The sequence below is a fragment of the Aeromonas sp. 95A genome (assembly GCF_051919235.1).
Taxonomy (GTDB): domain Bacteria; phylum Pseudomonadota; class Gammaproteobacteria; order Enterobacterales; family Aeromonadaceae; genus Aeromonas; species Aeromonas veronii.
Genome location: NZ_JBQBFC010000001.1, coordinates 1,513,862 through 1,527,712 on the forward strand (window position 1 = coordinate 1,513,862; position 13,851 = coordinate 1,527,712).

The following is a 13,851-nucleotide window of genomic DNA, read 5'->3' on the forward strand; positions in this document are numbered from 1 at the left end:
CTTTCTTTGTGACATCCCCGACACCTGCTGAAAAAGAAAGATTCATTCTTAGTAAATATGGCGAGATATATCCTATTGGTGTATGTGAATTTAGTAATGAAATAATAAAAAGCGATTCTTTAATAAACAACCAAGATGATAATCATCATATTCCGTATAAGTTACAGTCACTTAGTAAGTATGACATAACTGAGCCTCACGATATATCCATTCGTGACCATGATATTGAAAATATGCTTGCATATGGTGTCATTGATGAAAGATTAATCGATGAATTTATGCTAGGAAACATAAAAACTCCATTTTTAATAAAACGAGAGCAAGTCGAAACAATTATAAAATATATTCATAATGAGCAAAACATTGTTATATATGGAGCATTAGGAAATGGCAAGTCAATTTTAATAAAGCAACTTAAACCAGTACTTGCATCAAGCGGATTCCAAGTTTTTGAGCTAGATGATAGTGACGCAGACTATACATCAGACATTGATTACTTATCAAAAACAAATGATAACAACATTATATTTATAGACAATTATGAGCGATATCTTCCTGTGATTGAGTATGTTTCAACCTCATCACCAAAAAATATTAGACTTATATTATCAGGCAGGATATCAGAGCATGAATATGGTAGAAGAAAACTAGCTTCGTATAACTTTAACTACAGTGAATTTAATGTAGATATTTTGAGCGATAGCGAAATCCTAGAGTTCGTTGAAATAATGAACAACCTTGGTGCTTGGGGGGAAAATGCTGGCATAAGTTTGAATGATAAGAAAAACATCATAAAGAATGAGCACGATGCGCAATTATCTATAACGCTACTGGTTATTTTGGAATCACCACAAATAAAAGGGAAGTTAGATGATGTTATGAGACATGTCATCACATCACAGAGATCTCAAACTATTTTCTCTATATGCTTGTGTAATATATTAAATATTCCTTTAACTAGAAGTATAATTTCTGATCTATCAAATTCTGATGAGATATACTCCCCCTACTATACAACAGATGATAAATTCAAACTAATTTTCAAAACACTGGATAGTGGTCAATTTATTGCGTGCTCATCCCTTTTTAGTATATTTATCATTAAGAATTACTTCTCCGCAACAAATGTCACCAAATACCTTCTTTCTATTGCTACCACATTTGAGAAATTACGTTTTAATGGAAAAATAGAAGAACAAATCTTCAAATCGATGCTTAAATTTTCTTTCATAGAAAGAATAATGCCAGCAAACACAAAACTCGGTAATATGCAATCATACTACGAGCAATTGAAAACATATATAAAATGGTTAACTAACGATCCTCACTTCTGGTTGCAGTATGCTATGTGTTATTTAGCATTTCACGATTTTCCTACAGCGCAAAAAAGACTTGATGAAGCCTATAATATAGCGTGGAAAAAAACTAACTACCATACATTCAACATTGATACACAACAAGCTAAACTACTGCTTATTTCCACTAAAAACATATTGGATGGAAATGTAGCTTTTGACCACTTTCAAAGAGCAGATTCACTTCTAAACGGTACTCCCACTGAAATATATAAGATAAGACAATTGTTAAATTATGATGTTTTTTATAAGGACAGTTACATCAAACTTTCTAAAAAACATAAGCAATTATTCCATGCACTATGTAAGAAAACGTTAGATGATATAAATAAAATTATGGAAGATAAAGACAGTGGAATAAGCATGACAATATTAAGTAAGACTCAGATGCTTTTCAATAAACTATCAATGCAGCTCTAGTCTGTACAGTTCTAGTTATCAGCTGTCATCTGAGGAAACAGATGACGCAAGGGAAGAGGGGGAGATGGCCATGCAGCCTATCGAGTAAAAAATCGAATTTGAACCACCTTTTCCCATCCAGAAATAAAAATCCCCCGTTACCGGGGGATTTTTATTTCTATCGGTTATCTCAGTTCGGCGGCTTAACCCACCAAAAACGCTCTTAACCGGGCAAACTCCGCAGGCAAATTAACGGACAGCAGCGGCAGCTCGGCGTGCTTGGCCAGAGGGCCGGGCAGCGGTACATCGAGATCCAGGATCTCATCCACCGACTCCTTGAACTTGGCGGGATGGGCGGTGCAGAGGAACACCCCCACTTCGTCCTCGGCCAGCTGTTCCCCCAGCAGATCCCAGGCAATGGCGCCGTGGGGTTCGCACAGGTAATCAAGCTGGTGCAGGCGTTTCAGCGCATCGCGAGTCTGGGCGTCGTCGCGCATGCCTGACCCCAGAGTCTCCTGCGCCCAGCCTTTGCGACGGCAGAGCTCCTCTACCCGCGGCCAGTTGTTGGGGCGGCTGACATCCATGGCGTTCGACAGGGTGGCCACTGTCTGGTGCGGCTCCCACTGACCGGTTTTCAGGTAGCGCGGCACGGTGTCGTTGGCGTTGGTGGCGGCGATAAAGCGCTTCACCGGCAGCCCCAGTGCCTTGGCAATCAAGCCTGCGGTGAGGTTACCAAAGTTGCCGGACGGCACGCTGATGACCGCCTTGGCGCGATCGGCTTTCGGCAGCTGGGCCACCGCCTCGAAGTAGTAGCAAACCTGCGCCAGCAGACGGCTGATATTGATGGAATTGGCGGAGTTGAGGCCAATGGCCTTTTTCAGCGCCTCGTCGTCAAAGGCCTGTTTTACCAGCGCCTGACAGGCATCGAAGTCGCCGTCGATGGCGATGGTGCGAATATTGCCGCCGAGGGTGCAGAAGAGCTTCTCCTGCAAGGGGCTGATCTTGCCCTTGGGATAGAGGATCACCACTTCGATCCCCTCCAGCCCGTAGAAGGCGTGGGCCACGGCGGCGCCGGTGTCGCCGGAGGTGGCAGTGAGGATAGTGATCTTGTCGTTGGTTCTAAACGCCGCGAGACACTGGGCCATAAAGCGGCCGCCGAAATCCTTGAATGCCAGGGTCGGGCCGTGGAACAGTTCGAGGGCATAAGTGCCGTCTTTGAGTTTCACCAGCGGCGCCGGGAAGGTGAAGGCGGCGTTGATAAGCTCGCTCACCTTCGCAGCGGGCACTTCGTCCCCCAGCAGGTGGCTCAGGATGCGGGCAGAGCGTTCGGCCAGCGGCAGATCCAGCAGGGCATCCACATCGGCGAGCGGTTCGAGTTGTTCGGGGAAGAAGAGCCCCTGTTCGCGACCCAAGCCCTGACGCACCGCCTGCGCGAAGCTCACCTGTTCGCTGTTGTCCTTGATGTTGTAGAGATTCATAGCTCGCTTCCTGTTACCCGTGCCCCGGCCATGTCCAGTTTGCAGACCCGGGCAAATCCATCTTCGTTCTGCACGAAATGTGCTTCCATCCAATCTTTCATCCGCTCGGCCTGCGCCAGATCCTTCATCACCACAAATACGGTGGGGCCGGAGCCGGAGATGCCGGTGGCCAGCGCGCCGTTCTGGGCCGCCTGCGCCCGCACCTCGTTAAAGCCTTCGATCAGCGCCGCGCGGTAGGGCTCGGCAATCACGTCTTTCAAGACGCTCGCCGCCAATCCCTCCTGTCCGGTGTAGCTGGCGTGGACAAAGGCAGCCAGACGGCGGCCATAGGTGAGGCAATCCTGACGGCGATATTGGGCCGGCAGAATGGCGCGCGCGGCAGCGGTAGAGACCACTGTGCCCGGGTAGCAGACCACCCAGTACCACTGATCGAACACCGGAATACCCTGACTGATAACGCCGTGCTCTTCCAGCACCAGCTGCATGCCGCCGAGATAACAGGGGGCCACGTTGTCGTAGTGAACGGAGCCGGAGATCTTGCCTTCCATCTCCCCCATCAGCAGCAGCATGTCGTGCTCGTCGAGGGGCTCGCCGTGAAAGGCGTTGAGCCCCTCAAGGGCCGCCACCACGCTGCAGGCACTCGACCCCAGACCAGAACCCACCGGCAGGTTCTTCTCCAGCACCATTTCGAGCGGCTTGAGTTTAAGGCCCCGCTTCTCCAGCGCCTCGCCATAGGCCACCCAGCAGTCATGGAGGATATTCTTTTTCGGATCGTCCGGCAGCTTGTGGGCGTAACGGCCCACGGATGAGAGGGCGAACGGCACGTCAGCCGCTTTTACCTGCACCCGATCGCCGAGCAGAGAGCCATCCACGGGGGCGAGCGCCGCCCCCAGTACATCGAATCCCACGCTCAGGTTGGCGCTGGAGGCGGGTGCATAGGCGACCACGCTACTGCTCTGGTACATGTCTGAACTCATGCTTACAACTCCTGCTTCCAGTTCTGGGTGCGCAGCACGTCGGCAAAGACGCCAGCGGCAGTCACTTCGGTACCGGCGCCATAGCCGCGCAGCACCAGCGGGATCGGCTGGTAGTAGGTGGAGAAGAAGGCGAGCGCGTTCTCCCCATCTTTGACCTTGAACAGCGGCTCGTCGCCACCGACCGCCTTGATGGCGACCTTGCACTTGCCACCTTCAATGGAGCCTACATAGCGCAGCACCTTGCCCTGAGCTTGCGCGGCTGCGAACTGGTCGCGGAACCAGCCGTCGGCTTCGGGCAGACGGGCCATAAAGGCTTCTACATCGCCGCTCACATCAAAGCCGGGTGGCAGCGCCTGCTCTACCTCGACATCGGAGAGCTCCAGCGCCATGCCGGCTTCGCGAGCCAGAATGAGCAGCTTGCGCGCCACATCCATGCCGTTGAGATCGTCGCGGGGATCCGGCTCGGTAAAGCCGTTACTGCGAGCAATCTTGGTGGCTTCAGAGAAGGCCATCCCCTCGTCCAGCTTGCCGAAGATAAAGGAGAGCGAACCGGACAGAATGCCATCGAAGGCACGCAGCTTGTCACCGGCCTTGATAAGGTTCTGCAGGTTCTCGATAACCGGCAGACCGGCGCCGACGTTGGTTTCATAGAGGAACTTGCGGCGAGTCTGTCGGGCAGTGCGGCGCAGCGCCTTGTAGTAATCGAGCGAGCCGGTGTTGGCCTTCTTGTTCGGAGTCACCACATGGAAACCGGCGGCGAGGAAGTCGGCATACTGGACGGCCACCGCCTCGGAGGAGGTGCAGTCGACGATCACCGGGTTGATGATGTGGCTATCTTCCACCAGCTTTTTCACCCCTTCCAGCGAGAAGCTGTCGCGGGCTTCCACCAGCTGTTCACGCCAGTTGGCGAGGTTCAGGCCATCCTTGTTGACCGCCATCTGGCGGCTGTTGGCAATGCCGACCACGCGAAGGCCAGTGCCCTGCTCGGCCAGAACCGGTTGCTGGCGGGCAATCTGATCCACCAGCGCGGCACCGACGCCGCCGACACCGACCACAAAGAGATCGATAAACTGCTGGCTGCCAAAGAAGTTCTGGTGACACGCCTTGATCGCTTCCGCCACCTTGCGATCCCGCACCACCGCAGAGATGGAACGCTCGCTCGACCCCTGTGCAATGGCGACGATATTGATGGAGGCTTGCGCCAGCGAGGTGAAAAAGCGGGCTGCCATCCCCTTGCTGGTGCGCATGCCGTCACCGATGAGGGAGATGATCGCCAGATCGCTGATGATATCCAGCGGCTCCAGCAGCTGGTTTTTGAATTCGAGCTCGAACTCGCGCTCCAGCACCTTGCGGGTCTTCTCACTGTCGTAGCTGTGGATACAGAAGCTGACGCTGTACTCGGAAGAGGACTGGGTGATCAGCACGATACTGACCCCGGCGCGGGAGACGGCGGAGAAGATGCGACCGGCCATGCCGACCATCCCCTTCATGCCGGGACCGGAGACGTTGAACATGCACATGCCGGAGAGATCCGAGATGGCCTTCACTTTCAGGTCATCGTCGCCGCTCTCGGGGCCGATCAGGGTGCCCGGCCCCTGCGGGTTGAAGCTGTTCTTGATGAGGCAGGGAATATGGAACTGGGCCACCGGCGCGATTGTTTTCGGGTGCAGCACCTTGGCACCGAAGTAGGATAGCTCCATCGCCTCCTTGTAGGAGAGGGTTTTCAGCAGGTAGGCATCCGGCACCAGACGGGGGTCACAGCTGTAGCAGCCTTCGACATCAGTCCAGATCTCGCAGCACTCGGCATCGACACAGGCAGCCAACACGGCGGCGGAGTAGTCGGAGCCGTTGCGACCCAGCAGCACGGTCTCGCCCTTGTCGCTGCCACCGGTAAAGCCCGGCATCAGATAGAGACAATCGCTGCGTAATCCCTTGGCGGCAAAGCGCAGGCGGGAGGCTTCGATATCGACATGGGCTTCGAGGTAGCCGCCGTCGGTGACCAGCAGCTCTTCCGGTACGATCAGCTCCAGATCCAGACCGCGCACCCGCAGCAGTTCGTGCATAAAGGCGATGGAGAGGTTCTCGCCACGGCTCAGAATGCGCGCCTGCACGTTGTCCGGGCAGAGGCCCAGCAGACGAATGCCCTGCATCAGGCGCTCCACCTGATCCAGCTCGGCGGTGAGGCGGGCCAGCAGCGCCTTGTCATCGAGCGCCGGATAGGCCGCCTTCAACCCGGCCAGCAGGCGGGAGAAGATACCGTTCACTTCAAACAGGGTGGAACTGGCATCCATGCCGCGGCTGGTCTGTTCCACCAGCGCCACCAGATGATTGGTCACCTTGGCGGGTGCAGAGAGCACCAGGGCTACCTGAGATTGGCCGTGGGTGTTGACCGCGATATCGGCCACCCGTAAAAAACGCTCTGCATCGGCCAGTGAAGACCCGCCAAATTTCAACACTCTCATCGCTTTCTCTCCCTGTAAATCTATGAAATTCAATCTAAAAACCAATCCAACAAAAAGGCCCGTACTGGGTGGGTACGGGCCTTTTTTGATTTCTGTGCTTGTTCGTCAGCGCATCAACCGGCCCCAGTGCCACCTGTGGTGGTACCGGTAATAATGGTGGTGGTGATGACGTTGGTGAATAACTGCATGACGAACACTCGTTGACGAAGCTGGCTTTTAGCAATACCGCGGCGGGCGATGGGCTGTCAACTTAAACCTCTTTGCCAAGTTTGCGCGCAAGGTCTTTGCAGAGCAGGTGGAGCATGTTCAAATCCCGCTGCGGCAGCATGGGCACCCGGTCCATCACCCATTGATGCAGTTTTTCATCCTGCGAAACTCCGAGTTCACCCAGCAATTCTGCTGTTTTGCTTTTCAGCACCCGAACCTGCCCGGCGTTATCAAAATTTTCTGCTACCGCAGAGGCGCCGTCGGCGTTCAGCTCATCCATCAGCTGGCTCATCTCGTAGGCGTAGAGCATGATCGCCTGCCCCAGATTGAGAGACGGGTAGCTCACCTTGAGGGGCAGATAGCTGATGAGATCGACCTCGGCCAGCTGCTCGTTGGAGAGCCCCGACTCCTCGCAGCCAAAGACGATGGCGACCTTGCCGAGCGATGGCTTGCTGCGGATCTGCTCGCGGATCTCCCCCGGCGTGAGGTAGTGCTGGTAGCGACCGCGTTCACGGGCGGTGGTGGCGATCACCAGATCCATGTCCGCCAGCGCCTCGGGCAAAGTCTCGAACGCTTCGGCCTGAGTCAGGATCTCCTGGGCGCCGTGGGCCACCCAGCTCGCCTCCTCCTCTTCGTGTACCCGGCTCGCCACCAGTCGCATGGCATCGAATCCCATGGTTTTCATGGCGCGGGCCGCCGCCCCCACGTTCGCAGGACGGGCAGGTGCCACCAGGACAAAATAGAGCTTCATCGGGTTTCCTCACAGGCCGGACGGCCTCTCAAACAGACAGCAAACAGTCGCTAAACCATCACCAAAACAGGGGCGCAATCTACCGTTTATCCCCAAAAATTGCCACTTGAACAGACGTTTGAATGTTGCGATAGTGGCCTGACGTGTGAACAAATTACACCCAATCCTTCGCGCTATCGGCCCGACAGATCACAAGGAAGAGAGAGATGCAGCAGCCATTGGAACAGGCCGTCGCCGAGACTATCTTGCAACGCTTCGAGTCGTTTTACAGCCGGTTTCTCGAGATAACCCAGGGCAGCAAGAGCCGCTTCGAGAACAGTGACTGGCTGGGGGTGCAGCTCGCCGGACGGGAGCGTATTCGCCTCTATGACCACCATGTGGGGGCAACCGCCAGCTCCATCCGCCAGATGATGGGGGAGCATCACGCCACCCAGGAGCTGCTCAAGCGGGTCAAAAGCGCCTTCAGCGATCTGCTGCCCCGTTGTGACAACTTCGAGGTGGCGGAGTCCTTTTCAACTCCGTCTATCGCCGGATCTTTCGCCATCGCAATATCCGTGACGAGAACCTCTATATCCACCCCTTTGTCAGCCGTGGCGAAAAACCGGATTTAAGCTCCCTGCTGCGGATCTATCGCACCGATCTGGCCCACTTGCCGCAGACGTTGAGCCAGCTACTCGGCGATTACAGCTTCACCCTCCCCTATGAGGACAAGCAGCGGGATATTGTCGACATCCACCGCCATCTTGCGGAGAACGGCCCACAAATACTCCATGATGAGCCCTTTGCCATCGAGCTGCTCAAAGAGGTGTTCTACCGCAACAAGGGGGCCTATCTGGTGGGGCTGATCCGGGCCCGGGATCAGGTCTTCCCCTTTATCCTGCCCCTGCTCAGCACCGGCCACAGCATCTATGTGGACACAGTGATCTTCGAGCCGGATCTCGCCTCCATCGTGTTTGGTTTCGCCCGCGCCTATTTCATGGTTTATGCCCGCGAACCGGCGCTGTTTGTCGCCTTCTTGCGCCAGATCATGCCCCACAAGCCCGATTACGAGATCTACAACGCCATCGGCTGCCAAAAGCACGGCAAGACCGAGCTCTATCGCCACTACCGTCACCATCTGGCCCAGAGTCGGGATCAGTTCATCATCGCTCCCGGCATCAAGGGGATGGTGATGAGCGTGTTCACCCTCCCCTCCTACGATGTGGTGTTCAAGGTGATAAAAGACGAGTTCACCCCGCCCAAGGATGTGAGCCACGAGCAGGTGAAGGCAAAATACCGGCTGGTTAAACAGCACGACCGGGTGGGCCGGATGGCCGATACCCAGGAGTTCACCAACTTCGAGTTTCCCCTCGATCGCATCTCGCCCGAGCTCCTTGCCGAGCTCAAGACGGTGGCACCCTCGGCGCTCACCATCAGCGACGACAAGCTGGTGATCAAGCACCTCTATACCGAGCGCAAGATGATCCCCCTCAACCTCTATCTGGACAAGGCGGACGAGCAGCAGACCCGGCTCGCGCTGGAGGAGTACGGCAACGCCATCAAGCAGCTGGCGGCGGCCAACATCTTCCCGGGGGACATGCTGTTCAAGAACTTCGGCGTCACCCGTCACGGCCGGGTGGTCTTCTACGACTACGACGAGATCTGCTACATGACGGAGTGCAACTTCCGCCAGATCCCGCCGCCCCGCTACCCCGAGGATGAGTGGAGCGCCGAGCCCTGGTACTCGGTGGCCCCCAACGACATCTTCCCCGAGGAGTTCGCCACCTTCCTGCTGCAAAAGCCGCAGGTGCGGGAGATCATGCTGCAGCTGCACAAGGAGATGTTCGACGCCAACTACTGGAAGATGCTGCAGAGCAACATCAAGGTGGGGGTGTTCGAGGATGTCTATCCCTACCGGCGCAAGAAGCGCTTCAAGTACCAGCGCGGCGGCTGATCCCGCAGCGCCCGCGCACATCGCAGCAACGAAAACGGGGTGGCCCAAGCCACCCCGTTTTGCTATCCGCTTTGCGCCTTAACTGCCGCGACGGCGGATCACCCCTTCTTGCATGGTGCTCGCCACCAGCATGCCGTCACGGGTAAAGAACTGACCGCGCACCAGACCGCGACCGCTGCTGGCGCTCGGGCTGTCTACCACGTAGAGCAGCCAGTCGTCGAAGCGGAAATCCCGGTGGAACCACATGGAGTGATCGATGGTGGCCACCTGCATATCCGGCTCCCAGTAGGATACCCCGTGGGGCTGCAGCGAGGTGAGCAGGAAGTTGAAATCGGAGGCGTAGGCCAGCAGGTATTTGTGCACCCGCAGATCGTCCGGCATCTGACCGTTGGCCTTGAACCAGACGTGGCGCACCGGATCCTGCACTGTCGGCCGAATAGGATCTACCAGGGTCACCGGGCGCATCTCGATGGGCTGCTCGCAGAGGATCTTGTCCCGCAGGGAGGCCGGGATCAGGTTCTCGTAGGGGCGCACCAGCTCCAGCTCGCTCTTGAGCTCCTCCGGCAGGGTGATGCCGGTGGGCATCTGCGCCTGATGCTCGAAACCATCGGCCGGCACCTGAAACGAGGCGTTGAGATAGAAGATGGGCTTGCCGCCCTGAATCGCCTTGACCCGGCGGGTAGAGACGGTCTGGCCGTCGCGAATATTCTCCACGTCATAGACGATGGGACGGGTCACATCCCCCGGACGCAGGAAGTAGGAGTGAAAACTGTGAACCTGACGGCCGGTCTCGACCGTCTGCTTGGCAGCTGACAAGGCCTGCCCCATTACCTGTCCGCCAAACACGGCCCGCAGACCGAGATCCTGGCTCTGGCCCCGAAACAGGCCCTCCTCGATTTTTTCCAGCGCCAGCAACGCCAGCAGCTCATCAAGTACCTTGCTCATCGTTCACTCCTCTATCAGAGCCGCACAGGCTAACAAGCTCACCGGAGCAGAGCAACCGCAGCGGCGAGTCTGCGGGCAAACAGACGACAGAAATTCCCCTCAATTTCTCACCAGCCACTCTTTTACCATCCAAGGAGCGCTGATACAAAAAGGCCCGCACCAGTTGGTGCGGGCCTTTGCTTGGCCGACTGCGCGCTATTTGACGGCACACAGTTCGCAACGGGTTGCCAGCTTACTTGCTACCGGTGCCGGAGTTGCGGGTAGAGGCTTGCGGCTTGCGACGGGCGGTGGTGGCGCGAGCGCGCGGCTCTTTGCCCTGCATCTCTTTGTGACGCTGCACGGCGCGACGGATCTGGGCGGCCTGCTTGTGACGGCTGGTTTTGCCATCCTGCTGCAGATCGACCTTGGATTCGGTCTCCGGCGGCAGGTTGACCAGACCGCGCAGGTAGTTCACTTCCGGCAGTTTCAGCTCTTGCCAGCCGCCGCGCGGGATGCCGCGGTCCAGCTTGACGTCGCCGTAGCGGATACGCATCAGGCGGCTCACCTGCACTTCCTGGGATTCCCACAGGCGGCGCACTTCACGGTTGCGACCTTCAGTCAGGGTGACGTTGAACCACTGGTTCAGACCCTCACCGCCAGCCGGCTTGATCTTGTTGAACTTGGCGGTGCCATCTTCCAGCTGCACGCCCTTGCGCAGACGCTGCAGCATGGCTTCGGTGATTTCGCCAAAGACACGTACCGCGTATTCCCGCTCCACTTCGTGGCTCGGGTGCATCAGACGGTTGGCCAGCTCACCGTCGGTGGTGAACAGCAGCAGACCTGAGGTGTTGACGTCGAGGCGGCCGACCGCGATCCAGCGGGCACCTTCCATCTTGGGCAGACGATCAAACACGGTGGGACGACCTTCCGGATCGTGACGGGTACACATCTCCCCTTCCGGCTTGTGGTAAGCCAGTACGCGGCAGATCACTTCCTCTGCGGCACGGGTCTTGACCTGGTGACCATCCACCCGGATCACGGCGTTCACTTCGACGCGATCCCCCAGTGTGGCGACCTTGCCATCCACACTGACCCGACCTGCGGTGATCAGGGCCTCCATCTCACGACGGGAGCCGTGACCCGCGCGGGCCAACACTTTTTGCAGTTTTTCACTCATCGGGGTTACCTGATTGTTGATCGCTGCCCACTGGTAAAAGGGGCAACGGGGTTAACTGTAACAAACGCCGGTTGGAGCACTCGCCACAGTTGAAAAATGTATATCTCGGTGAAATCGGCACGCTTGGGCGCCATTCACCGGGCATCGCTCTCCCCGTCCACCGCAGAGGGCAACAGGGGTTGCAGCTCAGGATCAAGCTCGGGGAGCTGCTCCAGACTCTGCAGATTAAAGTAATCCAGAAACTCTCTGGTGGTGGCGAGCAGCTCGGGGCGACCCGCCACCTCTTTGTGGCCTATGCTGCGCACCCAGCCACGCTCTTTCAAGGTATTCACTATCTGGCTCGACACCGCCACCCCGCGGATCGCTTCGATCTCGGCCCGGGTGATGGGTTGGCGATAGGCGATCAGGGTCAGCGTCTCCATCACGGCGCGCGAATAGCGCGGCGCCCGCTCGCTCCAGAGCCGCGAGAGCTCTTCGGCATACTCCTGACGCGCCTGAAAGCGCCAGCCGGAGGCGACCTCTTTGAGCTCGACGCCTCGCGAGCTGTAATCTTGCCTGATCTCGGCCAACAGTAGCTGAACATAGCGACTGGTCACCGGATAATCCGCCAGCACGCTGCTTTTCAGTTCACTGACATTGAGCGGGCGACCGGCCACAAACAGCGCCGCTTCGATCAGGGTCTTGAGTCGTTCAGTGGGCAGCGCCACGGTTGCCCTCCTCGCTCTGCTCGGCCAATGCGAAATGGATTGGGCCGAGTGGTTCTGCCTGCAGGATCCAGATCAGTTGCTCCTTGCACAGCTCCAGCAGGGCCAGAAACGTCACCAGTACCCCCATGCGCCCCTCTTCGGCGCGCAGCACCTGCTCAAGGCGCAGGGTCTGCCCCAGAGTCAGCATGGCGAGGATCTCCGCCATGCGCACCCGGGTCGGGATCTGTTCGCGGCGGATCTGGTGATGTTCGAAATGAGTCGCGCGTTTTACCACACTTTGCATGTAAAGGGCGAGCTCAACCAGCGAAACATCGGGCGCCAGTGGCTTGAGGGCGCCAAAATCGGGGGGCAAGGCAGCGGCGATATAAATTTCCCGCTCCACCCGTGGCAGCTCATTGACCCTCTCCGCCCCTACCTTGTAGCGCTCGTACTCCTGCAGGCGGCGGATCAGGGTCACCCGCGGGTCTTCTCCCTCCTCTTCATCCTCCAGCTCCGGCGCCTTGGGCAGCAGCAGGCGGGATTTGATCTCCGCCAGCCAGGCTGCCATCAGCAGATACTCAGCCGCCAGCTCAAGGTTGAGCCCCTGCATCAGCTCCACGTACTCCATGTACTGGGCGGTGATCTGCAGGATCGGCAGGTTGAGGATATCGAGCTGCTGACGCCGGATCAGATAGAGCAGCAGATCCAGCGGCCCCTCGAAGGTATCGAGGAACACCTCCAGCGCATCGGGCGGGATGAACAGATCCTGGGGCAGCTCGTGATAGGGCTGCCCCAGGACTTTCGCGATGGGTAGTACGGCGCCACTCCCCGTCTCGGCGGAAGGAACAGTCACCGGTTCAGCGACATCACTCAAACGGGGTCGGGTCTCCGGCACCGCGACGACGCAATACCGGCTCGTCGTCAGAGAAATCGACCACAGTGGTGGGCTGCTCGCCCAGATAACCGCCGTTGACCACCAGATCAATCTGCTTGCCCAGCTTGTCGAAGATCTCTTCCGGGTCGAACTCGGCCATCTCGGAGTCCGGCAGGATCAGTGTGGTGGAGAGCAGCGGCTCGCCGAGGGCTTCCAAGAGCGCCTGAGCTATCTTGTTGTCCGGCACCCGGATGCCGATGCTCTTCTTCTTCTCGTTCATCAGGCGGCGCGGCACCTCTTTGGTCGCCTTGAAGATGAAGGTGTAGGCGCCCGGGGTATTGTTCTTGATCAGGCGAAACGCGCTGTTGTCGACCTTGGCGTAGGTGGAGATCTCGGAGAGATCGCGGCACACCAGGGTGAAGTCGTGGTTGGCGTCGAGGCGACGGATGCGACAGATGCGCTCCAGCGCCCCTTTGTCACCCATCTGGCAACCCAGCGCATAACCGGAGTCGGTCGGATAGACGATGACGCCGCCGTTCTGGATGATCTGTACCGCCTGACCGATCAGACGGGCCTGGGGATTTTCCGGATGTACGTAAAAATGCTGACTCATAGCTTGTTCTCGCAA

General features: G+C 56.9%; 10 protein-coding genes and 1 pseudogene. 2 read left to right on the top strand and 9 right to left on the bottom strand.

The genetic code is table 11. From position 1 onward, the window contains the following. Nucleotides 1–8 precede the first annotated feature (8 nt). The gene (locus tag ACTG2U_RS06580; protein WP_439974250.1) at nucleotides 9–1,775 is read left to right on the top strand and encodes a P-loop NTPase; all 1,767 of its coding nucleotides are present in this window, start codon (nucleotides 9–11) and stop codon (nucleotides 1,773–1,775) included. Between the two features lie 182 nt (nucleotides 1,776–1,957). Here the strand turns inward: ACTG2U_RS06580 and thrC are convergent, their stop codons facing one another. The 4 genes from thrC to ACTG2U_RS06600 all read right to left on the bottom strand — a co-directional run bounded on the left by thrC (nucleotide 1,958) and on the right by ACTG2U_RS06600 (nucleotide 7,629). Next, nucleotides 1,958–3,232: a threonine synthase gene (gene thrC / locus ACTG2U_RS06585; protein WP_439974251.1), complete on the bottom strand. Its 1,275-nt coding sequence runs from the start codon at nucleotides 3,230–3,232 to the stop codon at nucleotides 1,958–1,960. Then, nucleotides 3,229–4,209, bottom strand: a complete 981-nt coding sequence (gene thrB, locus ACTG2U_RS06590) for a homoserine kinase (RefSeq protein ID WP_439974252.1) — start codon at nucleotides 4,207–4,209, stop codon at nucleotides 3,229–3,231. The genes thrC and thrB overlap by 4 nt, the downstream gene beginning before the upstream one ends. Nucleotides 4,210–4,211: 2 nt before the next feature. Then, a complete protein-coding gene (gene thrA / locus ACTG2U_RS06595; RefSeq protein WP_439974253.1) occupies nucleotides 4,212–6,671 on the bottom strand; it encodes a bifunctional aspartate kinase/homoserine dehydrogenase I in 2,460 nt (819 codons plus the stop codon). 250 nt (nucleotides 6,672–6,921) lie between these two features. Next, a complete protein-coding gene (locus ACTG2U_RS06600) occupies nucleotides 6,922–7,629 on the bottom strand; it encodes a tRNA/rRNA methyltransferase (protein WP_439974254.1) in 708 nt (235 codons plus the stop codon). Nucleotides 7,630–7,835: 206 nt separating this feature from the next. Between ACTG2U_RS06600 and aceK the strand changes: the two are divergent. Further along, nucleotides 7,836–9,562: pseudogene (gene aceK, locus ACTG2U_RS06605) on the top strand (bifunctional isocitrate dehydrogenase kinase/phosphatase). Nucleotides 9,563–9,640: 78 nt separating this feature from the next. On the opposite strand, the gene tesB reads toward aceK, so the two are convergent. The 5 genes from tesB to ACTG2U_RS06630 form a co-directional block, all read right to left on the bottom strand. Next, a complete protein-coding gene (gene tesB / locus ACTG2U_RS06610) occupies nucleotides 9,641–10,507 on the bottom strand; it encodes an acyl-CoA thioesterase II (RefSeq protein ID WP_439974255.1) in 867 nt (288 codons plus the stop codon). Nucleotides 10,508–10,739: 232 nt separating this feature from the next. Then, on the bottom strand, nucleotides 10,740–11,663 hold the full coding sequence (gene rluB / locus ACTG2U_RS06615) for a 23S rRNA pseudouridine(2605) synthase RluB (protein ID WP_005347347.1): 924 nt from the start codon (nucleotides 11,661–11,663) through the stop codon (nucleotides 10,740–10,742). A gap of 134 nt (nucleotides 11,664–11,797) precedes the next feature. After that, nucleotides 11,798–12,370 carry an SMC-Scp complex subunit ScpB gene (gene scpB / locus ACTG2U_RS06620; protein ID WP_005350230.1) on the bottom strand — a complete coding sequence of 191 codons (573 nt, stop codon included), beginning with the start codon at nucleotides 12,368–12,370 and terminating at the stop codon, nucleotides 11,798–11,800. Next, nucleotides 12,354–13,223, bottom strand: coding sequence for a segregation and condensation protein A (locus tag ACTG2U_RS06625; protein WP_439974256.1), 870 nt, complete (start codon nucleotides 13,221–13,223; stop codon nucleotides 12,354–12,356). The genes scpB and ACTG2U_RS06625 overlap by 17 nt, the downstream gene beginning before the upstream one ends. Then, complete coding sequence (locus ACTG2U_RS06630; RefSeq protein ID WP_005338129.1) at nucleotides 13,216–13,836, bottom strand: L-threonylcarbamoyladenylate synthase; 621 nt, start codon at nucleotides 13,834–13,836, stop codon at nucleotides 13,216–13,218. Before ACTG2U_RS06630 ends, ACTG2U_RS06625 begins: the two co-directional genes overlap by 8 nt. Between the last annotated feature and the right edge of the window lie 15 nt (nucleotides 13,837–13,851).